This window comes from Nocardia sp. NPDC050175 (genome assembly GCF_044459885.1).
Classification (GTDB): Bacteria; Actinomycetota; Actinomycetes; order Mycobacteriales; family Mycobacteriaceae; genus Nocardia.
Genome location: NZ_JBITJI010000010.1, coordinates 238962 through 261648, shown reverse-complemented (window position 1 = coordinate 261648; position 22687 = coordinate 238962). Strand labels below are relative to the sequence as shown.

23 protein-coding genes and 1 tRNA gene are annotated in these 22687 nt (G+C 64.7%); 9 read left to right on the top strand and 15 right to left on the bottom strand.

The window, feature by feature from the left end; translation table 11 throughout:
- Positions 1–111: 111 nt before the first annotated feature.
- Both ACIBK2_RS31380 and ACIBK2_RS31375 read left to right on the top strand, forming a co-directional pair.
- The gene (locus ACIBK2_RS31380) at positions 112–1080 is read left to right on the top strand and encodes an NAD(P)/FAD-dependent oxidoreductase (RefSeq protein WP_396972391.1); all 969 of its coding nucleotides are present in this window, start codon (positions 112–114) and stop codon (positions 1078–1080) included.
- A 373-nt stretch (positions 1081–1453) separates the two neighbouring features.
- Positions 1454–1717, top strand: a complete 264-nt coding sequence (locus tag ACIBK2_RS31375) for a TetR/AcrR family transcriptional regulator C-terminal domain-containing protein (RefSeq protein WP_396972516.1) — start codon at positions 1454–1456, stop codon at positions 1715–1717.
- Positions 1718–2023: 306 nt separating this feature from the next.
- On the opposite strand, the gene ACIBK2_RS31370 is transcribed toward ACIBK2_RS31375, so the two are convergent.
- A complete protein-coding gene (locus tag ACIBK2_RS31370; RefSeq protein ID WP_396972389.1) occupies positions 2024–3148 on the bottom strand; it encodes an FAD-dependent oxidoreductase in 1125 nt (374 codons plus the stop codon).
- A gap of 95 nt (positions 3149–3243) precedes the next feature.
- Between ACIBK2_RS31370 and ACIBK2_RS31365 the strand changes: the two genes are divergently transcribed.
- Positions 3244–3966: a TetR/AcrR family transcriptional regulator gene (locus tag ACIBK2_RS31365; RefSeq protein WP_396972387.1), complete on the top strand. Its 723-nt coding sequence runs from the start codon at positions 3244–3246 to the stop codon at positions 3964–3966.
- Between the two features lie 29 nt (positions 3967–3995).
- Here ACIBK2_RS31365 and ACIBK2_RS31360 read toward each other — a convergent pair whose 3' ends face one another.
- From ACIBK2_RS31360 to ACIBK2_RS31350, 3 genes are read right to left on the bottom strand one after another with little or no spacing between them, the layout of a single operon-like run.
- Positions 3996–4601, bottom strand: coding sequence for a dihydrofolate reductase family protein (locus ACIBK2_RS31360; RefSeq protein WP_396972385.1), 606 nt, complete (start codon positions 4599–4601; stop codon positions 3996–3998).
- 22 nt (positions 4602–4623) lie between these two features.
- Positions 4624–4833, bottom strand: a complete 210-nt coding sequence (locus tag ACIBK2_RS31355) for a hypothetical protein (RefSeq protein WP_396972383.1) — start codon at positions 4831–4833, stop codon at positions 4624–4626.
- Between the two features lie 11 nt (positions 4834–4844).
- Positions 4845–5411, bottom strand: coding sequence for a MauE/DoxX family redox-associated membrane protein (locus tag ACIBK2_RS31350; protein ID WP_396972381.1), 567 nt, complete (start codon positions 5409–5411; stop codon positions 4845–4847).
- A gap of 651 nt (positions 5412–6062) precedes the next feature.
- On the opposite strand from ACIBK2_RS31350, the gene ACIBK2_RS31345 reads away from it, so the two are divergent.
- Both ACIBK2_RS31345 and ACIBK2_RS31340 read left to right on the top strand, forming a co-directional pair.
- The gene (locus ACIBK2_RS31345) at positions 6063–6419 is read left to right on the top strand and encodes a hypothetical protein (protein ID WP_396972379.1); all 357 of its coding nucleotides are present in this window, start codon (positions 6063–6065) and stop codon (positions 6417–6419) included.
- The gene (locus ACIBK2_RS31340; protein WP_396972377.1) at positions 6400–8409 is read left to right on the top strand and encodes a sigma-70 family RNA polymerase sigma factor; all 2010 of its coding nucleotides are present in this window, start codon (positions 6400–6402) and stop codon (positions 8407–8409) included. Before ACIBK2_RS31345 ends, ACIBK2_RS31340 begins: the two co-directional genes overlap by 20 nt.
- Before the next feature lie 569 nt (positions 8410–8978).
- Here ACIBK2_RS31340 and ACIBK2_RS31335 read toward each other — a convergent pair.
- Complete coding sequence (locus ACIBK2_RS31335; RefSeq protein WP_396972375.1) at positions 8979–9878, bottom strand: SigB/SigF/SigG family RNA polymerase sigma factor; 900 nt, start codon at positions 9876–9878, stop codon at positions 8979–8981.
- Between the two features lie 146 nt (positions 9879–10024).
- Positions 10025–11206, bottom strand: a complete 1182-nt coding sequence (locus ACIBK2_RS31330) for an AI-2E family transporter (RefSeq protein WP_396972373.1) — start codon at positions 11204–11206, stop codon at positions 10025–10027.
- Positions 11207–11289: 83 nt separating this feature from the next.
- Here ACIBK2_RS31330 and ACIBK2_RS31325 point away from each other — a divergent pair, with 83 nt between their 5' ends.
- The 3 genes from ACIBK2_RS31325 to ACIBK2_RS31315 all read left to right on the top strand — a co-directional run bounded on the left by ACIBK2_RS31325 (position 11290) and on the right by ACIBK2_RS31315 (position 12972).
- Complete coding sequence (locus tag ACIBK2_RS31325; protein ID WP_396972371.1) at positions 11290–11631, top strand: hypothetical protein; 342 nt, start codon at positions 11290–11292, stop codon at positions 11629–11631.
- Entirely contained in the window at positions 11628–12188 is a 561-nt protein-coding gene (locus ACIBK2_RS31320; RefSeq protein WP_396972369.1) for a sigma factor-like helix-turn-helix DNA-binding protein, read from the top strand. Before ACIBK2_RS31325 ends, ACIBK2_RS31320 begins: the two co-directional genes overlap by 4 nt.
- A 109-nt stretch (positions 12189–12297) precedes the next feature.
- Complete coding sequence (locus tag ACIBK2_RS31315; protein WP_396972514.1) at positions 12298–12972, top strand: hypothetical protein; 675 nt, start codon at positions 12298–12300, stop codon at positions 12970–12972.
- A 63-nt stretch (positions 12973–13035) separates the two neighbouring features.
- On the opposite strand, the gene ACIBK2_RS31310 is transcribed toward ACIBK2_RS31315, so the two are convergent.
- From ACIBK2_RS31310 to ACIBK2_RS31270, 9 genes are all read right to left on the bottom strand, one after another.
- A complete protein-coding gene (locus ACIBK2_RS31310) occupies positions 13036–13518 on the bottom strand; it encodes an SRPBCC family protein (RefSeq protein ID WP_396972367.1) in 483 nt (160 codons plus the stop codon).
- Positions 13519–13546: 28 nt separating this feature from the next.
- Complete coding sequence (locus tag ACIBK2_RS31305) at positions 13547–14317, bottom strand: GAF and ANTAR domain-containing protein (RefSeq protein ID WP_396972365.1); 771 nt, start codon at positions 14315–14317, stop codon at positions 13547–13549.
- Between the two features lie 300 nt (positions 14318–14617).
- Positions 14618–16255 carry a GMC oxidoreductase gene (locus ACIBK2_RS31300; protein WP_396972363.1) on the bottom strand — a complete coding sequence of 546 codons (1638 nt, stop codon included), beginning with the start codon at positions 16253–16255 and terminating at the stop codon, positions 14618–14620.
- A gap of 508 nt (positions 16256–16763) precedes the next feature.
- Complete coding sequence (locus tag ACIBK2_RS31295; protein WP_396972361.1) at positions 16764–17183, bottom strand: hypothetical protein; 420 nt, start codon at positions 17181–17183, stop codon at positions 16764–16766.
- Between the two features lie 67 nt (positions 17184–17250).
- On the bottom strand, positions 17251–17517 hold the full coding sequence (locus tag ACIBK2_RS31290) for a helix-turn-helix domain-containing protein (protein ID WP_396972359.1): 267 nt from the start codon (positions 17515–17517) through the stop codon (positions 17251–17253).
- 209 nt (positions 17518–17726) lie between these two features.
- Positions 17727–17801 (bottom strand) — tRNA-Val (locus ACIBK2_RS31285).
- A gap of 18 nt (positions 17802–17819) precedes the next feature.
- Positions 17820–18284, bottom strand: a complete 465-nt coding sequence (locus ACIBK2_RS31280) for a peroxiredoxin (RefSeq protein WP_379291685.1) — start codon at positions 18282–18284, stop codon at positions 17820–17822.
- 75 nt (positions 18285–18359) lie between these two features.
- Entirely contained in the window at positions 18360–18782 is a 423-nt protein-coding gene (locus ACIBK2_RS31275; protein ID WP_150408147.1) for a DUF3052 domain-containing protein, read from the bottom strand.
- Positions 18783–18908: 126 nt separating this feature from the next.
- Positions 18909–19466, bottom strand: coding sequence for a hypothetical protein (locus ACIBK2_RS31270; RefSeq protein ID WP_357382276.1), 558 nt, complete (start codon positions 19464–19466; stop codon positions 18909–18911).
- A 309-nt stretch (positions 19467–19775) separates the two neighbouring features.
- Here ACIBK2_RS31270 and aceE point away from each other — a divergent pair, with 309 nt between their 5' ends.
- Positions 19776–22682 carry a pyruvate dehydrogenase (acetyl-transferring), homodimeric type gene (aceE, locus tag ACIBK2_RS31265; RefSeq protein WP_396972356.1) on the top strand — a complete coding sequence of 969 codons (2907 nt, stop codon included), beginning with the start codon at positions 19776–19778 and terminating at the stop codon, positions 22680–22682.
- The last annotated feature ends 5 nt before the right edge of the window (positions 22683–22687 follow it).

The window sequence follows — 22687 nt, the reverse complement described above, 5'->3', positions numbered from 1 at the left end:
ATGGCGCGTGTCAGGAAGGCTTGGTTCTGAACGTTCTGGCTGCCCTTCAAGTATTTGCCGTGCTGGCAAGTTATCTTGCCGGGCGTGCCGGAGGGTGGGCAGTCTCGCGGCATGAATGCATTCGACGTTGTCGTTATCGGTGGGGGTGCTGCGGGACTGGCGGCAGCCGTGACGCTGGGCCGTGCCCGGCGGAAGGTGCTGGTCGTCGACGCGGGCTCGCCCCGTAACGCGGCTGCCGGACAGGTTCACAGCTACCTCGGGCGTGAGGGTGTCGACCCACGCGAACTGCTGGCCATTGGACGTTCGGAGGTCGAGCAGTACGGCGGCATCGTCGCCAGCGGAACCGCAGTGGGTGTGGAACGGGTCAGTGAATTCACCCTGCGAGTCACCCTTGCGGACGACACGGCCCTCGACGCCAGGAGAGTACTCGTCGCCACCGGCGTCGTCGACGAACTGCCCGACATCCCGCACTTGACCGACCGCTGGGGCCGGGACGTTCTGCACTGCGCGTATTGCCACGGATGGGAGGTGCGGGATAAGACCATCGGCCTCATCGCCGGCGGCGCCGCCTCACTCCACCAGGCGCAGTTGTGGCGCCAGTGGAGCGACAAAATCATCTTGTTCACCAACGAGGCCGTGGAGCTGACCGCGCTCCAGCGGGCCGAACTCGCGGCGCGCCAGATCACCGTGGTGCCCGGTCACGTCACCGGCATCGAGGTCACCAATGATGAGCTCAGCGGCATCCGGGTCGGTGACAGGGTCACCGCCGTCCAGGCTGCGGTGGTCTTTCCGGTGTCCGTGGCGAAGGTGGACGATCTGCTCGCCGAGCTGGGACTTCGGGCCGAGGAGAAGGAGATGGACGGCCAGGTCATCGGTGCGACCTTGAACGCCGACCCCCAGGTGGGCGCGACCGCCGTTGCTGGAGTGTGGGCGGCAGGGAACGTGCGAGGCCACCGCGCACAGGTGATCGACGCGGCCGCGCAGGGCGGGCTGACGGGGGCGATGATGAACATCGACCTGGTCAACGAAGACGTGCGCCGCGCCGTCCACTCCTACGGGCCGTTGCAGACATGTCGATGAACTGTCGTGTGTCGTCATCGGGCACATCAGGCCGTGTCAGAAAGGTCCACCGGTTCGACCCGACGTGTGCCACGATCGGGCCGAGCGCTATGAGGTGTTGTTGCATATAGGTCCGCACGACGCTTCCCAACGGCGCAGGCATCGTGAGAGCGGCGATACTTCCGGCAGGGAACGTGAGACGCCCACAACCGGGCGGGTCGATGTTGGCGGGCAGCCCGCACACCAGTCGGTAATGGAGGCATCGGGATTCTGGTGTGTCCCCAAACGGAGTGCGTTCCATCGCGTTTCAGAGCCCCCTGCTCGCATCGAACGGATTAGGTGGCCCGGCCCCCAAGCGGTGGAAGGGTGAGAGCGTCTCGCCGAGCTAAGACGCCTGATCACGCTGTTACTGACCCGCCCGCTGACGGGACGCGAAACCGCCGATTCGGCCGAGGTCATTTTGCGGGCACTCTCGGATGCCGGATTCGACCGGGAAACCGCCGCCCGGGCCTACATCACGCTGCTCAATCACGTTCTCGGAGCTACCAGTTGGGAAATCCAGATGACCGCCGTGTACCGGGACCCCGACCGGCGCAACCGACCCGACACCCTGCCCTCATCCCGCTATCCCACCCTGACCGCGCTGGCCCCGAACTAGCCCTGACCATCGACGGTTCCGCCCAGTTCGAATTCGGCCTGAACCTGATCCTGATCCTCGAAGGACTATCCCGCAAACCGCGGGCCGACCAGGCATAGATCGTCGTGGTGCAGTCGATACAACCGCGGCTCACTTCAACCTCGCCGGAGTCGAGATCGCCGTCGACGACCCCGAATCCGGCCAAGTGACTACGGTATTCGAAGCCGTCCGCAACGCGAGTCGCGAGGACTCGCCAAGGACTGCTGGACCTCGGGCTATTTCACCTATCACTACTAGCCATCGTTCCTTCGCGAGGTGGATCGGGCCTCAGGACAGTTTCGCTTCGGGGGCGAAGGCGGGTAGTTTTTCGAGGCTGCTTTGCACGGCTTCGGTGCCGTACTCGAACATTTGGCGTTCGTAGTCGTCGATCGTGCTGAGCAGGTCTTGGCGGCCTTGGTCGGCTTCGATCAGGCTGCGGCGCAGCAGGTCGGCGTCGCGTAGTGCGGTGTTGGCGCCGTTGCCGCCGGTGGGGGAGGTGGCGTGGATGGCGTCGCCGAGGAGTGTGACCGGGCCTGGGGTCCAACGCTTTCCGGGTTTGACCACCCGGATGGACAGCAGGGTGCTGTTGTCGGGGTCGGCCTGCTCGATCAGTGCACGCAGGTCTGGGTGCCAGCCTTGCATTCTGGACAGCACGGCGTCCTGCGCGGTCAGACCCTCCAGCGAGCCGTTCGGCGGCAGGATCATGGCCCAGCGCACGTAATCACCGATGTCGGGCAGCGTGACTTCGGGGGCTAGTTGTTCGGCGGCTTGCTTGGGCGGGGTGGGGAAGAGCATCGCGCCGAGCAGCAGGCTGACGCCGTCGCCGGCGATCTTGGAGCCGTAGGCCTTGGACAGGCTGGCGAACTGCTCGGTCAGTGGGGTGCGGCCGATGACGAACCGGACACCGGTGTCGGTCGGGGTGGTCTGCGGCGAGAGGACCCCGCGGACCGCGGAGGTGACGCCGTCCGCGCCGACGAGCAGGTCGGCGGTGGCCGGGTCGCGGCGGGCGAATTGGGCTTGGACGGTGCCGTCGGTCAGCACGTCGTAGCCGGTGAGCGCGGCGTCGGTGTGCACGGTGAGCCCGGTCAGCAACAGGTGTCGGAGTACTTGGCGGTCGACGACGATGCCGGTCCGGCCCGCGCCGAGCTTGCCGATCTCGTTGAGCTGCGGGTCCAGGATCAGCTGCTCGGCGGAGGCGTCCATGACGATCTGGTCCAGCAGTGGGTGCCAGCGTTCCGGCAGGCAGTCGCGCACCGCCTGGAAACCGATCGGGTTCAGTACGAGGCGGTAACCCTGGAATCGCGCGACGATCCCCGGGTCGCGCTCGAACACAGCTGCCTCGATCCCGGCCCCACGCAGACCCTGCGCGAGGGCCAGACCTCCCAGACCGGCTCCGACAACGGAAACTCGCATCACACACCTCCATGAACATCAGAACGAACTAAGTTCGTTATTACGATCTAAGTTCTATCTAACGAACTTAGATCGTGTCAAGGTAGAGTTCCAGCATGCCCGCCGATCCCCGCCAACGCCGCGCAGCTCGCCACGCCCAACCCACGGCGGAGGCCGCGGCGGCACCACGCAAGAAGCCGATCACCGTCGAACGGATCACCGACGCCGCTCTGGAAGTCGTCGCCACCGAGGGGTATGACGCCCTGACCGTCCGCCGAGTCGCCGCGGTGCTCGGCACCGGTCCCTCGTCGCTGTACGCGCACATCGTCAACAAGGACGACATCGACGATCTGCTGATCGGCAGGCTCTACGTAGAAGTTGTCCTTCCCGAACCGGACCCGGCTGCCTGGCAAGAGCAACTGCTCGACGTGTACACGCAGATCCGCGACCAGTATCTGAAATACCCAGGCGTCTCCCGTGCCGCGCTGGCCATGGTGCCCACCAATCTAGAGACACTGCGGGTCGGCGAAGGAATCCTGGCGATCCTGCTCGCGGGTGGCATCGAACCGAAGACGGCCGGATGGGCCCGCGACGCGCTCTCGCTCTACGTCAGCGCTTATGCACTGGAGCAGTCACTCGTGCAGCAACGACGCCGACACCAGGATCAGGAATGGGTGCTCAGCCACCAGGAACTGTTGGACCGCTTCACCGCCCTGCCTGCCGAGAAATTCCCGCTGACTCGACGCCATGCCGCCGACCTGATCTCCGGCACCGGACACGACCGCTTCGAATTCACCCTCGGCCTGCTCATGACCAACCTGCGGCCCGCATCCGATTGAAGGCGCGCTAGGGCGGTGGGCAGGCGACGTTACGCAGGGGCGCCGAGCGGCGGATGCTCGAGGACGCGGGGCTTGTACTCGACCAACTGGATGCCGCCGTCGAAGGTGCGGTGCTCGATCATCTCGAGGGCAACGTCCGGGTAGCCGTCGTAGATGCGTTCTGCGCCCGTGGCGCCGGTGATGACGGGGAACATCACGACCCGGAATCGGTCGACGAGTCCGGCTCGGAGCAGGGACCGGCACAGGCTCAGGCTGCCGATCGTGCTGAGGAGCCCCGAACCACTCGATTTCATGGCGCGGACGGCCTCGATGGCGTCGTCGCGGACGAGCGTGGAGTTGGCCCACGTCAGTGGCTCGGCGAGTGAGGAGGAGAACACCACCTTGGACGCTTTGGTGAGCTCGTCGACGGACGCCTCTTCCTCTGGCCGGAACTCGTCTTGGCCATCGGGCACCTCGCCGACGGCGAAGCCCGACATCAGGCGGTAGGTGTTGGCTCCCATCAGGTGGGTGGCCTCGGGCTGCTCGCCGAGCCATCCGAGGTACTCCGGGCCCTCGAGGCCCCAGAACCCGGGCCATCCCTCTCCCGATGCGTAGCCGTCGAGGGAGGTGATGAAGTCGACGAGAAGCTCCGACATAGCGGTGTCCTTTCCTAGGGCGTCACGAGCTTTGACCGGCCGGGAGCCACAAACTCATCGGCCGAGCCGTGGGGTAACGAGGGCAGCGGGGGAGGGTGCGGTGGTGTTGGGGGTTGAGTTGGTCGAGCAGGTCGGTGTGCGAGCGCAGGCGCCGGACCGGGCCGAGGGTGATCATCAGGTGTCCGGCGGTAGCGACGGACAAGACGATGGTGAGGGCAATGAGGAAGCTCATCGGGGGTGTTCCTATCGAGTGGCGGCGGACCGTCGAGTCGTCACGGTGGGTGGCGATGGGGGAGTGATGAACAGGTCTGCCAGGTCTTCGAAGACGGTCAGCACGGCATCGATCAGGGCTCCGATGCCGGCAGCGATCCACAGCCCGGCGACCGGGGTGGCGGCACTGTCTGCGTGGAGGGCGATGGCGAGCAGGGTGGTGGTCAAGCCGGTCGTGGTCACCGACAGCAGGACGATGTTGCGGGCCAGTTGAATTCGCGAGACCGAGTGGGTGGAGGTGCCGAAGCATCGACACGGTGTGGTGGTGCCGCGACCGATCGCGGCGGCGATGGCGGTGGTGAACGCCGCCAATGCGATTGCGGCCAGCCCGAACCCGGCCACGGTGGTAATCGGGTTGGGTATCGCGAGCAACGCCACGATCACCCATTCGGTGGCGATGATCATTGCGGCGAAGGTGCTCGCCACCGAGTAGCGGGGTGGTCGGATGAGCTGGCCGAGGTGGCGGGGCGCACCACGATGGTTACCGGTGTCCGGGGCGCTGGGCACCGAGCTCTCCGAGGGCGGCGACATGTTCGCCATGCATCGGTTTGGTGTCGACCATGCACCGGGCAGGCGCGACACGCCGATCGACACGGCGACACGATCTGTGGCGAAAGAATTTTCGAAGGAACTACTCGCCGGTAGGCGGCACCCGAGCCGGGCTTGCTCTTCCGGTGGGCGTCAGGTTTTTGGCACACTCCTGGCATACCGCTGCCATCGGCTTGCTGGACCGCATCAAGCGGTGGCGGCATAGCCAGGGTAGGTATTCCCAAAGTTAGGAATCCTGAAGGGATTTGGTTTGGGGTACGCCGCCCCGAAATCTCTGGCAGGAGCCGAGGCGGCGTCCCATCTCATTGCTGGACGCAGGAGAACCTGAATCCGCCTAGTTATCGTTCAGGCGAACATGTTCTCTGGACTTTACGTGACGTAGATCACAGAATGACTGTGATGCACGACACATCGCCACTCCGGGATTTGGTCTGAGTGGCGTCTCCGGCCAATCGGGGTGCGGTTGCTTCTGCCGTCTGGCCGGGGAAAGATCTTCGTCGCAAGAACGGACTGTTCGTTCTTGTCGATCCCAAATCTGGCAGGAGCCGGGATCACCCGAAATGTCTTGTTGCTGGAGAACGTCTGGAGTGTCTCGTTGTGAGACCACCCGGCGCGTCTTGTTGTTGGAGAAGGAGAAGCCTGATGATTCCTATGACCTCTGCCGCCTCGGGCGGGGATGTCAACTTCCGGTTCGACCGGCGCCAGTCCGCCGCGGCCACTCTGGTCGTCAGCGCGGGCTGCAATGAGGTCCTCGACTTCGCGGCCAAATTCACCAGCAACGGTGCGGTGCACGCGCTCTCCCATCACGGCACCATCGTGGTGGGGGGGCTGTGGCTGGCCTTCGAGATGATCCTCCTGGGGCTGGACAAGCGGTATAAGAAGGGCTCCAACATGTCTGAGTCCACGTCGACTGACTTATCGAATCCTCACCGTGACCTGTCCAAGCACGATGATGATGACGATGAAGGCGTGAGAGTACGTGGACCTCGCGGAGTCTGACGACGCGGAAGACCGGCGGATCGAATCTGCTGCCTACAAAGCGTTTTTCGAATCCCACCGGGAATACATCGTCACCTACGTCCGCAACAGGCGGGCGGCCTACAACGCTGACGTCGACGCTGTTGTCGACGTCGGTGATGTGGTGCAGGAGACCATGCTCGCAGCGTTGCTGGACTGGGCGAAAGTTCGATCGATCGAGCAACCGCGCAGCTGGCTGCGCAGCGTCGCGAAGAACAAGCTGGTCGATCAGATTCGACGGGCGAGCACGCGCAAGGACTACGCGATGCCGCTCGAGGAACTCACCGCCGATGAGGATCCCGGCCCGCCAGGCGGGTTGGACCGAGTGCTGGCTCAGGAGGCGATGGTGGAAGTCTTCGGACTACTGTCGCCGCCGCAGCGTGACGTACTGACCAAGACTATGAGTGGTTTGACGGTCCGTGAGATCGCGAAACAGATGGGTCTTTCGGTGGAGTCGGTGTACAAACACCGCACCAAAGCCCGCCGGGTGATCGTCGAGCTACAGCAGCGGCGCGCTCAACCCGCGACAAATGTGAAACCGGCGAATAGTAGCCCCACCCCGATGCTTTCGTTGCGTACGAGCCGAGCGGTAGCGGCGACCAGTGGACTCACCGACGATCAGCTCGCCCAGCGGTACCCCGACTTGGCGCGCACCCTGGGGGTGCATCACCCTGCCGACAACGACCTTGCCCGCGTCATCGAGTTGTACGAGAAGTCCCTAGCTCGACGGGAAGAGACTTTCGGAGACGATCACCCTGCCACGATGTCGGTACGTACCGATCTGGGGCGTGCACTTCGGGCGGCCGGCCAATACAAGCGCGCAGTTCCGCTTCTCGAGCACGCGCTCCGCGACCAGGAACGACGCCTGGGTGATGAGCACCGCGATAACATCGCCGTGCGGTCCGACCTCGCCGACTCCTTGCGCGCGACTGGCCAGTTCTGTCGTGCTCGTGAACTGTACGAACAGGTTCTCACCGCCCAGCAGCGGCTGCTTGGGACCTACCACCCGCGGACGTTGACCACGCACGCACGCCTGGCCCGCACCTGTTTGGCCGCAGGCGATCTGGCCCAGGCGATCGAGCACTTCGAGCGAGCCCTGACCCACCGCGAACGCGTCCTTGGTCCCGAGCATCGCCAGACCATGGCCGCCCGCGCCGATCTGGCCGAAGCCCTGCGCCGCGACGAGCAATACCGCCGCGCGATCCCGGTGCTGTCGCAGGTTCTCACCGAGCAGATCCGCAACCTCGGAGCAGACCATCCCCGGACGCTGACCACTCATGCTCGCTTGGCTTGCACTTACCGGGACGCCGGAGATCTGCCGCACGCGATCGAGCACTTCGAACAGGTCCTCAACGACTGTGAGCGTGTCCTCGGCTCTATCCACTCCGATACCAATTCAGCCCGCGCCGGGTTCGCCTCCGCCCTGCACATCGACAAGCAGTACGAGCGAGCAATTCCGCTGCTCAAAATCGTGCTGCTCGAGAACGAGCAGTTTCTCGGTCCCGAACACCGCCAGTCGCGCTCCACTCGCGCGCAACTCGCCACGGCATGCGAAGCGACCGGCCGACTAGAGCAAGCATTACAGCTCTATCGGATTAATCTCCGCCTGCAGCAGCAATGGATCGGCTCGTATCAGCCCGAAACCATGGAGTGCCGCAAGGCAGTGGTGCGTGTTCTCTACAAGAACGGAGAACGCGCCCCCGCCTGCCATGAGCAGGAGTGGGTCATCGCCGACCTCACGCACCACTTCGGTAGGAGCCATCCAGCCACGCAAGACGCCCGCCTTCTGCTATCCAGGATGATCATGACGCGAAATTCCCACCTACAAGAGCCCTACAACCTCGCGCACCTCTTCGGCAAGAACAACAATCCGGCAACGCAAGACGCTCGCCGTCCCTACGTCTTCCCCACCGGTAACTGCGCCGAATGCGCCGGAACCCCCTGCTGCGGTGGTCCACCCGACCACGAATGACAGCCTCCGGCGCCAGGGTCGTCCCGATCGGTCTGTGGCTTCGGACCTTCGCAAGTTACGTCGTGTCGAGTTACGTCGTGTAGAGCTGAATGTGGACGTAGCGCGTTGTTGCGTCTCGCTCGTCGACAGTGACGGATCGGCTTACGTATTTTCCGCCTGGGCGCTGGATACGGTCCCCGGTCTCCAGGAGTGAGGGGGAGGTTTCTAAAGGTGGTCCTGCATCGTCGGGTGGGTGCCGAAGTGGGTCAGGAATCGGTGCCACGGTCTCTATTCATTCGTCGGTATCGAAGGCGGCCGGATCAGACTCGCGAGTCAGTCGGAGCGGGGGTGTCTTGCCACCAGACGTTATCCCCGTAGCCGTATCGTTTAGCGCCTGTGATTAATGCGAGCTTGGACGAATCGACCGTGAAATCGACCACTGAATCCCCCTCCGCGTGTTCGCATTCGACGCTAGCACGCCCCATCTGTCTCACCATCGCAGGACGGAAACGAGTTGGTAGTCCGAGGCTGCGTCGCAACATCCGATAATCAGCGTAAGACGCTCTGTGCCGCGCTCATCAATGCCGACTTCAGTCGCTGAGTGCCTCTTCATGTAGTGAGGTGAGGATTCGAGCCAGGATCCGGGAGACCTGCATCTGGGAAACGCCGAGGTGGTCGGCGATCTGGGTCTGCGTCTTGAACTCGTAGAAACGCAAGATCAGTATGCGGCGGTCGGTTTCGGGTAGTGCTTCGATCAAGGGTTGGACAGTGAGATAGTCCTCGATGGTGCGGTAGTGCGGGTCGTCGGTGCCGAGGCTGTCAATGGCCGATCGGGCGGGGTTGTCATCCGGGTCGGCGCTGGTGGTGACGTCGATGGGGACGGACTGGTAGCCATTGCGGGCGATGAGGGCATGGGTGACCTCGACCAGGTCGAGGTCGAGGTGTGCGGCGATTTCTCGGGCGGTGGGCGGCCGGCACAGTTCCTGGCCGAGGCTCTCGATCGCGGGGCCGAGGCTCTGCTGTATTTCCTTGAGCCGCCGCGGAACTCGGACCGCCCAGGTGCGGTCGCGGAAGTGGTGGCGGACCTCGCCCATGAGGGTGGGGACCGCGAAGGCGAGGAACGCGGAGCCGTGGCTGGGGTCGAAGCGGTCGACGGCTTGCACGATGCCCAACGAGGCCGATTGGAGCAGGTCATCGTAGGATTCGCCGCGGCCGGCGAATTTTCGGGCGATGTGTTCGGCCAGTGGCAGGCAGCGCCGGATCAGGTCCTCGCGCAAGGCATTTCGGCGCGGATCGGCGGCGTCGTACTCGGCCAGTTCGCCAAGCAGCGGTTCGAGGTTGTCGTAGCTTTCGCGGCCGGAGTGCCGAGTGGATCTTCTTGCGGGGGAAGCGGATTCGGCACGATCGGTGCTGGCGACTGTGCGGTTTCGATCGTCGTCGAGAGCCGGACGGCTCATCGGCATCGTCGGGAGGCTGGATCCGGTACGCATACTGACCCCTCTGCAATGTCGCGCGATTGCGCAGCGACTGCCGGGGGTCAGGGACAGCAACTCAACGGGGAGCACGCTAGAGGCATCAACGTGACTCGCGCTCCACGCTACTCCCGCGCCACCATGATGGATAGGGAGTCGCCGTCTCAGCGCTGGTCCAGCGACGGGAACGCGGTTTCGCGCATGATCAGCAGTAACGCGGCGGCGACGGGGATGGCGAGCAGTGCGCCGACGATGCCGAGCAACGCGCCGCCGAGCAGTACTGCCACCACGGTGACGAGCGCCGGGACCTCCACCGATCTGCCGATGATCCGAGGAACGAGCACATAGTCCTCGATCAGCCGCAGCACGATGAAGAAGATCACCGTGGCGATGGTGACCGGCACCGAAACCGTCAGCGCGACAAGCGCGACGATCACCCCGGCCACCGTGGATCCGATGACCGGAATCAGGTCGAGCACCGCAACCAGGACGGCGAGCAGCAGGGGATAGGGGACGTCGAAGTACAGCAACCAGATAAAGGTGAGTACCGCGGTGATCAGGGAGATGATCAGGTTGCCCAGAATGTAGCCGCCGACTTTGACGAAGATCTCGTCGCCGATCAGAATGGCGCGTGGTCGGCGCGAACGCGGCAGCAGCCGGTAGATCGACGCACGGACCTGGGAGAAGTTCGCCATGAAGTACCCGGTGAGCACCGCGACGATGACGGTGTCGCTGATGATGGAGAACGCCAGTCGGCCGGCGCCGAGGACGCCGTCGGTCAGCGTGGAGGAGTTCGAATCCAGGGTCTTTTGCAGCTTGTCCTGTAGGTGGAAGCGCTCGTCGAGGTTGTCGATGACCGGATAGCGCTGACGCAGGTGCTGGAGGTAGTCCGGGGCGTTGTGCGCCAGGGCGCCACCCTGGTGCACCAGCGGCGGGATGGCGGCGGCGAGGAATCCGGCGAACAGACCGAGCCCGACCAAGAACACCAAAGTGACTGCCGCCCACCGCGGGAACCACGGCCGAACCAGCCAGGAAACCACCGGCTCCATCCCGATGGCCAGGAACAACGCGATGACGACCAGGATAAGTACCTGAGTCACAGCGAGGACGGCTTGGATGGTGCCGTAGGCGACCGCCACACCGAACGCACCCATCAGGCCGATCATGAACGGTGAGGACCGGTCGAATCGGCGCCCCGGCCGCCCGAGCGGATGATCTTCGGTGCTGGCCCGCGCCGCCGCCGCTTCCGCGGCGATGATCGGTTCTCCCTCGTCGGCCGAGTGTGGTTGAGCGATCATCTCGCTATGGCCATGACTCGCGGCTTGCACATTTTCCTTGTCGGCCATTGCTTTTCACCTCGCTGATCCCCACCGGCCACCGTGCCGGGTGCATCGGAGCAGGTACGCTCCGCCGAACTACCCTGGGGCGCTTGGTTGAAACGGTCTTGGATTTCTATCTCGCGATCGGATGCGAGGTCCATCGGGCTGCCGACGGGTGGGTCGTGCTGCGCATCGGCGCAATGCAGTTCGTGGTTGCCGACGCGGGCACCAACTCTGGGCAATCCGTGAGCAGCTCCGTCGTCCTCCTATGGACCAGCGATCTCGCCGAACTGATCCTTCACCTGCACGATGCCGGCGCACGGATCGCCTCCTGCGCCGAGGCGGGCGGATCGGTTTTTGCCGTCGGCCCCGGTGGCTGCACCCTGGTGATCACGGAATGCGACACCGAGGTAGCTACGCCGCCGGCGAACGGTGTGTGGACGCCGCGATGACAACTGATTCTGCCGAGCCCCGCGTCGCGTACCTGACCCATGCCGGCTGCTCGACACTGGAGACGTTGATGGATGCCCTCGCTGCGGGGGATCGGCACGCTCTCGGACTACGGTACGACCAGCTCGCACCGGTGGTTTCGGGCGTTGTTATGGCCGTTGTCGGCGATCGCGCACAGTCCGAGATCATCGTTCTCGAGGTGTTTGCCGAACTAGGGCACACCGCACGCCAGTACCGTCGGGCCAAGGACGGATTGCTCGCTCGAGTGGTGGCAGCGGCGCACCGGCGAGCAGTCGAGCAGGTCCGCGCGACCCGCGCCGCGGCGTGCCGAGAGTCGAACGGCGGTGACACCCGCGCCAGGTCAGGCACCGCGATCGAAAATCGCATAGGACAGCAGATTCCGAAGCGGATGCTGGAATTGCCCGTGCCGGAACGACATGCTGTTGTGCTGGCCTACTACGGGGCCTACACATATCAGGAGATCGCAGAAATACTCGGCATCCCGCTCGAAACGACGATCAACCGAATCCGCTCCGGACTACTCCAGCTGCGCCGGTAGGTCGAGACATTTATTCGGTAAAGCAGCGCGGTAACCGGCCAATCCGGGTCATCTTCTGATGCGAATTACTACTCGACCACACCTGACAACCATTAAGGGGTTGAGATTTATGGTCGACTACCGCAAAACCACCGTGCTTGCTGCTATTGCCATATTGGCACTCGTGCCGTTGGCCGCGTGCTCGAGCGACAACAAGGAAAGCACATCCAGCGGCACCTCTGCCGTAACCACTACGACGGCGGCTCCCAAGCCTGCCGCGCAAATAGATGCCTTGACCGGGAAGAGCACCGCAGTCGCGCTGGACAAGGGCTTCACCGACGCGCTGACCAGCCTCGGGCTGGCTCCGGGCGGGATCGGCACGGCGACCCTCGACAACGGATCGGTCAGCTTTCCCATCACCGGCGGCCACGTGAAGTACTACACCCCCGGCACCGTCAACCCCTACGTGCAGGGCGACATCAACCACAACGGCAGCGGTCTGTCACTGACCGCGGGACCGACCACAGTCCAGTTGACCAACTTCGACATCGATCCGGGTACCTCGGTGCTCTACGGCGAGGTGAGCGTCAACGGCACCCCGGCCGCGACGCACGCATTGCTGTTCGACCTCGACGGCAGCACGCTGAAGCCGTTGCAGGCCGGTGCCGACAACACTGCCATCCTGGAAGGAACCCGGGTGTTAGTGTCCAAAGACGCTGCCGCCCTGTTGAACAAGACGTTCAACACCGACGCGGTCAAGGCCGGTCTGCTCGTCGGAATCGCGACCATCACCCTCAACAAGTAGCAGGCCTCTCGGCCCGGAGTGGGTGCGGTCGGTTCCCTCGACGTACCCCGCGATCCGGCAGGGCTAGCCGATCGTGCGCTCGAGATTTCGCAACGTGCGGTGGATGTTCTTGCGTTGGAAGTCCGCGAAAGTCTTTCCGTAGGTGACGATTCGGTCGAAAACGGCGGCGACGCTGTCCGGCCAGGCGGTCCGGTCGTCGTGCCACGTCTCGGTGACGCGAGTCCCGCCGGCCTCGGGCTCGAAGCGATACTCCCAGCTCGCGATCGGTCCACGGATGACCGGCTTGCGGAGTCCGATCACGTGCACGCGGAAGGCGAACCGCTCGCCGGGATCCGCCGCTGTCACCGTGCAGCGGGTCGTCCACCGGGCAGGCCCGCGCTTGTTGTGCCCGACGAAAACCATTCCGACATAGGCTGATTCCCTCGGCTCGGCCACCGTTGCGCCACGGTTTTCCGGACTCCATTCGCCCATCTGGGTCGGGTCGCTGATCCGCTGGTACACCGCAAGCGGGTCGGCCTGGACCAGGATGCTGTCCGACACGGTCATCGTGCGTTTTACCAAGGTCTGCCTCCGTTTAGTTCCTGGAATCGCTACGGTACCGATCGGTGAGCACCGTGTCGGGACTGATCGCGCCGGTGACCAGTTGCTGGGCGACGTCGGACAGTCGTGTGCCGCGCCGGCGTCCGTAGCCGCGAAGGGCCTCGAAGGCTTGATCCATGCCGAGCGTGCCCGCTTGTGCGAGTACGCCTTTGGCTTGCTCGATGAGGACGCGGTTGTGCAACGCGACCTGCAGTTGTTCGGTAAGCACCTCGCTGCGACGGATCGCTCGTTCATGCAGGATGCCGATAGTCGCGGTGTCTGCGAGCGCTTGGGCGGTCTGCAAGTCTCGGTCGGAGACGGGGTTTCGTTGTCGCCTGAACAGGTTCAGCGCACCGATGGTCTCGCGGCGTAGTCGCATCGGTAACGCGTACACCGCGGTGAAACCTTCGCTCGCGGCTCGGGGCGCGAATCGGGGCCAGCGGTCTGATGCGGTGGCGAGGTCCGCGACCGAGACCGGTGTGCCGGAGTGGACACAGTCCCAGCACGGCCCTTCGCTGGTCTGGATCTGGTAGAGCTCGAGCACCCGGGTCTGTTCGGTCGAGCAGGCCAGAACCTGCAGGCTGCCGCGTTGATCGGACATGAGGAGTCCGGCGGCGGCGGTGTCGAGGAGCCGGACACAGTGGGACACGAGTTCATGCAGGACGTCGACGATGTCGTAATGGTCGACCAGAGTGTCGGCCATCTGGACAAACGCATCCAAGAGTCGGGACTCTCGTTCTCGGCCGGACAGCGGTGGCTCAGGCATCGGAGTGCCTCCTTCCTCGCGCAGCACAAGGTATTTCGCAGCCGGCCGGTCCACGGATTGGTGGACGTTGGTTTCGGGGGCGACCCGCGAACTCGCCGGGTTGGCTACCGCGGTCAAGGCCGACAGCGGAGCCTGCCTGACCATGGACCAGTCGAAGGGGTGGTGCAATTCGACGATCCCGTGCACGGGCTCACTGCGAGTGGCCGACGGGCTAGGAAGAGGCCCCTTCTGGACTGGCGTTCGGAGGAGGGGCTCAGGGACGCGCCGGGCCGCCATTGGATGTAGCGGCGACAGGTGGGCTCATGCGAAGTCTGCCGGAATGACGTGATCCAGGCAGCGTTCGATGATGGCGGCAATCGTGAGCGCGGGGTTGACGGCGGCGGTGGAGCCGGGCATCAATGACCCGTCCATGCAGTACAGGTTCTTGTAGCCGTGCAGTCGGCCGTACTCGTCGGTGGCCTGGCCCAGCACGGCTCCGCCCAGTGGATGGACCGTTGTCTGCCGTAGTGCGCCAGTGTCGAAAGAGTTGGCGAGCGGGCTTCCGGTGCCGGCGATGACCCGGGCAGCCAGGGCGTTGACCGCATCCGCCGCGCTCTCGTTGCTGTCGGCCGCCCAATTCAGCTCTGCGCGACCGCTTTGCGCGTTGTACTCGAAGCGACCGAACTTGTCCGGTAGCCCCATGCCCAGGCAGGCCATCGCGTGGGTCTCGACGGGGAAAGGTATCGGGCCCATGACGAGGGTGGCCGGCGAGTCCGAATCACTCGCATCGTCGCGGGCCATGAAGGTCGGCGGCCCGCCCTGGGGCGCTCCGGTGGCGTCCGGCAGCAGGCTCATCAAGAGGAACCGGTCGCAGTTGGTGCCCCAGCCGGCGCCCACCTGTTCGGCCAGGTGCGGGAGTCGCCCGGTGGCTCGGGCCTTGGTCAGCATCGCGGGAGTGCGGGCCGCGCCGGCAGCCAGCACCAGCGCGTCGGCGACAATGACGACCCGCTCGACGACCGCTCCCTGCTCGTTCAGCCGGTCGCTAGTGATGGCGTAGCGCCCCTTGGGGTCCTGGGTGATGTCCGTGACCCGGTGCAGGGGTTTGACCGTGCAGCGGCCCGTGGCCTCGGCTCGGGCCAGATAGGTGCGGTCGACGCTGAGTTTCGCCCCACTGTTGCAGCTGGTCGTCACGTAGTTGCCGATCGAGGCCGCAGGCCGGACCTTCCCGTTCAGCTCCTTGCGGATGACGTCCCAGTCGAAGTTGACGTTGAGCCGCTCGGCCCGCACCCCCGCCCGTTCCACGTAGGACCGGTACAGCCGGCCCGAGGCGTAGGCCGGATTCGCCAGGACGTCATCGGGAATCGGGCCGCCGCCAAGTCGTTGGCGTGCTCGCGGAAAGTAGATCCGGTCCAGCTCGTCGTAGTCGAGGAAGCCAGGGAAGACCCGGGAGAACACCGCCCTGTTCGGCTGCGGGAACATCCCGGCGAAGACCAAGGTGGACCCGCCCACCCCGGCCCCGGTGACGATGTCCGTCGTGTCCCCGACGATGTAGTCCACCAGCCCGGTGTACGGCGGCAGCGGCTCACGGACTCCCGACAACATGTCGCCCAACATGTTCAGCACATCATCTTTGCTCGACGAGCCCGACTTCTGCTGCTGTGCGACCATCCACACCGACCGCTGGTCCGGACGCAGCAGAACGGGGAACGTGTTACCGGCCGCGGTGATCGGCCACCGTCTGCCGCGCTCTAGAACCACCGACGCCACACCGGCCTCGGCCAGCCGGAACGCGGTGATCGCCCCACCCAGCCCCGCACCGATGATCGCCACTCGGGCCTGTTCCTCACGTACGGCCGGTGTTGCGCGCACCGTGCCTGGCACCACACCCGCTGCCGCAGCCATCACCCCGGTCGCCCCGACCGTGCGTAGAAATGCCCGTCTGTCCCATTCGAATTCCATGTTCGAGGCTCCCTGGGTCGCGTGCTTTGGCAACGGGTGCCGCCGTAATTCACAATGCCGTCAACCACTGCGATAACCCCGGAAGCTGCTCACAACACGCCGAGCGCAGGCAGGCCCATCGGGACCTATTCCCGGTTTTTTCACAGGTATCAACACATCTGAGCGGACAGCAGCCGATACGACTAATCAACCGACACTGCAGCCTCCAGGGTCTGCCGCCGGAGTAGACGCGCACATCGGCTACTTACTGCTCGCGTTGATCAATCTCTGCTTCTCACAACCGGAGTACGCGCCGCTTGGCCGGCCTCTCGACTGCTGATTCAGCCGCCCGGCAGCTACCACCGAGAACGGTGGACGAGTTAATGACAGAACTCTGTGGTAGCCGTGCGTTTCGCCCTGAGTTCAGCCTTTCTATAGCGCTCGCTGAAGCGCTGTCTTGCCACCGATCTACAACCGTATCGATGTCGCCGAAAATCGGGCGGATATGGCGCAACTGCTGGTCTGTGGGTCAATAGTTGCAGCGGACTCCGGGCTTTCCGGTCTTGCCGGAGCGCAGCAGGTCGTGTTCTGTAACGCAGTTGAGGCAGTCGCCGTCGAAAACGACGGTGCCGTCCGGCCCGACGATGTACATCGAATTGTCGATGAGGCCATGGCCTTTGGAGTCGACCACCGCGGCATCGGGATGGTGTTGGCGAATGTATGCACCGCAGTACAAACCGGCCGCCAGCTCTACCTTGCTGAGTGTCCGCTCCGTGCCGGTGGCGCTTTCGTCCTCGTCGCCTTGCTCTTGATCGGGCTGGTGTACGACCTGAACATGCGCCGGGGCAGACATCGCGGTTGGCGCATGGGCATGAGCTGGGGCGGCGGTGACGCCTCCCACCGTGCCAACGGCCACGATCGCGGCCAAAGCCAGCAACGTTTCGTTCACTCGGATATGACGCTGCACAACGACCTCCCACTACCGGGACAAGGACTTGGAGCAAACCGTTGAGAGACTACAACTGATTCGGCCGCCTATCCCGCACCACGACCTCCACCTCTTCGATTCCGTAAGAACGCTCGGCCTCTCGCTGTGCGAGATTCGCCTTGACCAGGGCCAGCCCCCAGTTGAACGCGAATCGCTGTGCACCGCAGTGCGACTTCAGTGCCTCGAGTTGTACATGGTCTGGCTCAAGTGCAAATACATAGGCCTGCAGCCTCCAACTCCCGGACAGGGCAACGCGTTCACGCGGCACGAGCCCCGGATCGTTCTGCGCTCCCATGGCCGGTAAGGATAGCCAGCACCTACGACACAGTTGGCAGTTGAGCCTGGGCGGGGATCCGGGGAGCGCGGCTTCGGGACCGGCGTGCCGGGGAGGGGGTCCGGGGGCGAAGCCCGCCGGGTGGGGTGTGGGGGCTGCGCCCCCACAAGACTCGAGTGAAACGAGCAGTGCGAATGTGCTCCATGAGCACACCTCGCCTGCGAGTGAAATGGTGGGCGCAGAGGGGATCGAACCCCCGACCGCTGGTGTGTAAAACCAGAGCTCTACCGCTGAGCTATACGCCCTTCACCGTTACCGGCGAGTTATGAATCTAGCGCGGCGAGCGCTTTCTCCCAAGCCGCCTGGTCACGGGCCTCTCCGGGGCCGTTCATCTCCGAGAAACGGATGAATCCTTCGCGGTCGACTACGAAGGTGCCGCGGTTGGGGTAGCCGGATTTCTGGTTGAAGACGTCGTAGGCCTGAGCGACGGCGCCGTGCGGCCAGAAGTCGGACAGCAAGGGGAAGACGTAGCCCTGTTCGGCCGCCCAGATCTTGTGGGTGGGGGGCGGGCCGACGGAGATCGCGAGGATCTCCGCGTTGTCGTTCTGGAACTTGGGCAGTTCGTCGCGCACCTTGCACAGTTCACCTTGGCAGATGCCGGTGAAGGCGAGCGGGTAGAAGACGATCAGGACGTTCTTCTTGCCGTGGTAGTCCGACAGGCTGACGTCCTGATTGTTCTGATCCTTGAGCGTGAAATCCGGCGCGACAGTGCCAACTTCGAGCGGCATCGCAAATCCTCCATCGTGTCGGGTTTCCGCCGGGCGGCGCGATCACCGCCCGGCGACACCATAGCGAAAGGTGGGTCAGCGCTGCTTCGAGGGCGCCTTCGGTTGCACCAGGCGGCTGCCCGCCCAGCTACCCAGGGCGATCGCCGATGTCTGAGTCAGACCGGCGGTCGGTGCGGATTCTGCGATTTCGCTTGGTTCAACATGTCCCGGATGTCCGGTCTTGGGCGTGAGTACCCAGACGAAGCCTTCGTCGGCGAGTGGACCGATCGCATCCATCAGTGCGTCGACCAGATCACCGTCCCCGTCGCGCCACCACAGCAGCACAACGTCGACTACTTCGTCGGAATCCTCATCGACAAGATCGCTGCCGATGGACTCCTCGACGTCGGCTCGCAAGTCGTCGTCGACGTCCTCGTCCCAGCCCAATTCCTGGACAACCAAGCCGTGTGTAATGCCAAGCTTCTGAGCGTAGTTCTGCGCGTCCGCCGCGGCGACCACGGTGGTGTCCTCCTCAACTCCCGACAATAGGTAGTTGCAAGCGAACATGGTTATGGCCTCCAGCGCAAGCCGATCCGAAGAAAATGGCCCGGAATGTCGCGTGACAATGTTGTGTCATGGACCGTTTCAGCGCTTCGGGCAGGCGTCGCGGACGGCGTTGCGCGCGTCGTTGACCCGCCTACTTGCGTCGTTGAGCGGCCCGACAGGCGCGGAGTAGGTCATCTTGCGGGTCTCGGCGGAGAGCGCGCGCGCCGCTGTGACGTAGTCGGTAAATTTTCCCGCCAGATCCGGCGGGATCGAGTCCTTCGCGGTGTTGACTCCGGTCTCCACCTTGTTCGCGGCGTCATCCAGGGTTGACGCGGCGAGCTCTCGCTTGGCGGCGTAGTCGGCGGCGTTGGCGTCGTGCGCGTCGACGAACTCGTTGTACTTGGAGACCCCGACACCGGTGGTGGTCGGGAACTGCGCACAGTTGTCGGTGATCGCCTTGTCCTGCGCCGCAGCGCGCTTGGACGAGGTGGCCGCGGCCGACGAGGCGGCCGCCTCGGTCTTGTAGGCCGCTAGATCAGCGGTATTGGGATTCGCCGTGCCCACGACCCCGTTCGCGCAGCCGGCCACGACCAAGCCGACAACGACCGCTCCGGTCGCGCACACCAATCCGAACCCGCGCGGGTCCAGCGTCTTCATCGTCCTCCCGTATGACGTGCGCCTCGCTCGGCGCTCGAAAACTACAGTGGCCTGGGCTCATGAGCGAGCGTAGCGAGCGAATCGACGACACAGCGCCCATGGGCATGACGGAGCCGAGCGCCAGCGAGGCGCAGTCTTGCCCAGCGCACGGTACTGGATTTCCTGCTGACATGATGACCTGGGGCACACCATCGGCAAGGATGGAGGGTGCGCCCCGACCTTTCGTAAACGAGTGGTACGCAAACCCACGCGACACCACTCAGGGATACCGACGCTATCCGCATGTCCACCCCTGTACGAGGAGCAGATTTGACCGACCTGATCCACTCTTCCGCTCCAGCGCAACCCGCTGGATCCGAGTCCGCCGCTCCGGCAGGCCGCGATCCGAACGGTTCGCAAGCCCAGCCGACCGAGCGCGTGCGGGTGATCCGCGAAGGGGTGGCGTCCTACCTACCGGACATCGACCCGGAGGAAACCAGCGAATGGCTCGAGTCGTTCGATGAGATGCTCGACCGTGAGGGCCCCGGCCGAGCGCGTTACCTCATGCTCCGTCTGCTGGAGCGGGCCGGTGAACGCCGTGTCGCCATCCCCGCGTTGACATCTACCGACTACGTCAACACCATCCCTACCGAAAACGAGCCGTGGTTCCCCGGCGACGAAGAGGTGGAACGGCGCTTCCGCGCCTGGATCCGCTGGAACGCCGCGATCATGGTGCATCGCGCGCAGCGGCCGGGAATCGGTGTCGGCGGCCATATTTCGACCTACGCGTCCTCGGCGGCGCTGTACGAGGTCGGCTTCAACCACTTCTTCCGCGGCAAGGATCACTCCGGCGGCGGCGACTCGATCTTCATCCAGGGGCATGCCTCGCCGGGCATCTACGCGCGGGCCTTCCTCGAGGGCAGGCTCGGCACCGACCGGCTCGACGGCTTCCGGCAGGAGTACAGCCACGGCGGTCCCGGCCACGGTGTCCCGTCGTACCCGCACCCGCGACTGATGTCGGACTTCTGGGAATTCCCAACGGTGTCCATGGGTCTCGGCCCGATGAACGCCATCTACCAGGCCCGGTTCAACCACTACCTGCACGACCGCGGCATCAAGGACACCTCCGATCAGCATGTGTGGGCGTTCCTCGGCGACGGTGAGATGGACGAGCCGGAGTCGCGCGGTCTCGCGCATGTCGCGGCGCTGGAAGGCCTGGACAACCTGACCTTCGTGGTCAACTGCAACCTGCAGCGGCTCGACGGCCCGGTGCGCGGCAACGGCAAGATCATTCAGGAGCTGGAGTCGTTCTTCCGCGGTGCGGGCTGGAACGTCATCAAGGTGATCTGGGGTCGTGAGTGGGACGCGCTGCTCGGCGCGGATCGCGATGGCGCGCTGGTGAATCTGATGAACTCCACCCCGGACGGCGACTACCAGACCTACAAGGCCAACGACGGCGCGTACGTGCGCGACCACTTCTTCGGCCGCGACCCGCGCACCAAGGCACTCGTGCAGGACCTGTCCGATCAGGACATCTGGAACCTCAAGCGCGGCGGCCACGACTACCGCAAGGTGTACGCCGCCTACGCGGCCGCGATGGCGCACAAGGGTCAGCCGACCGTGATCCTGGCCAAGACCATCAAGGGCTACACCCTCGGCAAGCACTTCGAGGGCCGCAACGCCACGCACCAGATGAAGAAGCTGACCCTGCAGGACCTCAAGGATTTCCGTGACCTGCAACGGATTCCGATCACCGACGCCGAGTTGGAGAAGGATCCGTACCTGCCGCCGTACTACCACCCGGGCATGGAGTCGCGCGAGATCCAGTACATGCTGGATCGCCGCAAGGCGCTCGGCGGCTACCTGCCCGAACGACGCACCACAGCAAAGCCGCTGCAACTTCCGGGCGACGAGGCGTACAAGTCGGTGCGCAAGGGCTCGGGCAAGCAGAACGTTGCCACCACCATGGCGCTGGTGCGGCTGATGAAGGAGCTGCTGCGGGACAAGGAGATCGGCAAGCGGATCGTCCCGATCATCCCCGACGAGGCCCGTACCTTCGGTATGGACTCGTGGTTCCCTTCGTTGAAGATCTACAACCGCAACGGCCAGTTGTACACATCGGTCGACGCCGAGTTGATGCTTGCCTACAAAGAGAGCTCGGTCGGGCAGATCCTGCACGAGGGCATCAACGAGGCCGGATCGACCGCGTCGTTCACCGCGGTCGGCACCTCGTACTCGACGCACGGCGAGCCGATGATCCCGCTGTACATCTTCTACTCGATGTTCGGTTTCCAGCGCACCGGCGACGGCCTGTGGGCCGCGGCGGACCAGCTGGCGCGCGGTTTCGTGCTCGGAGCAACCGCTGGGCGAACCACATTGACCGGTGAGGGCCTGCAGCACAACGACGGACACTCGCTGCTGCTCGCGTCCACCAATCCGGCTGTGGTCACCTACGATCCGGCGTTCTCCTTCGAGATCGCGCACATCGTCCGGGACGGCCTGCGCCGGATGTACGGCGGCGGCACCCCGGATCCGGGTCCGTACGCGGTGCCTGGCACCGACACCCGCAAGGCGGACGGCGGTTTCGGCGGCGAGGACATTTTCTACTACATCACCCTCTACAACGAGCCGTACCAGCAGCCGGCCGAGCCGGAAAACGTCGACATCGCGGGTCTGCTCAAGGGCATCTACCTCTACAAGCCCGGCGGCGAAGGCGACGTGCGGGCCCAGATCCTGGTCTCCGGCGTCACCGTGCCGGACGGCCTGCGCGCGCAGGCGCTGCTGGCCGAGGACTGGGGTGTGCAGGCCGATGTCTGGTCGGTGACCTCGTGGGGTGAACTCCGCAAGGAGGCACTGCACCGCGAGATCGCCGCACTGCGTTACCCCGACGAGGACCACGGCACCCCGTACGTCACCGAGGCGCTGTCGCGGGCCGAGGGCCCGTTCGTCGCCGCGACGGACTGGATGCGTGCGGTACCGGACCAGGTGCGCAAGTGGGTGCCAGGCGACTTCATCACACTCGGCACCGACGGCTTCGGCTTCTCCGACACCAGGGCCGCCGCCCGCCGCGTGTTCAACGTCGACGCGCAATCGATCGTGGTAGCCGCCCTTTCCGGCCTCGCGAAGGCCGGAAAGATCGACAACGCCAAGGTGATCGAGGCCGCCTCGAAGTACCGCATCGACGACGTCGACGCCGCGCCGAAGAACGCGTCGAGTTCCGATGGGGACGGCGAGTAGCGGAC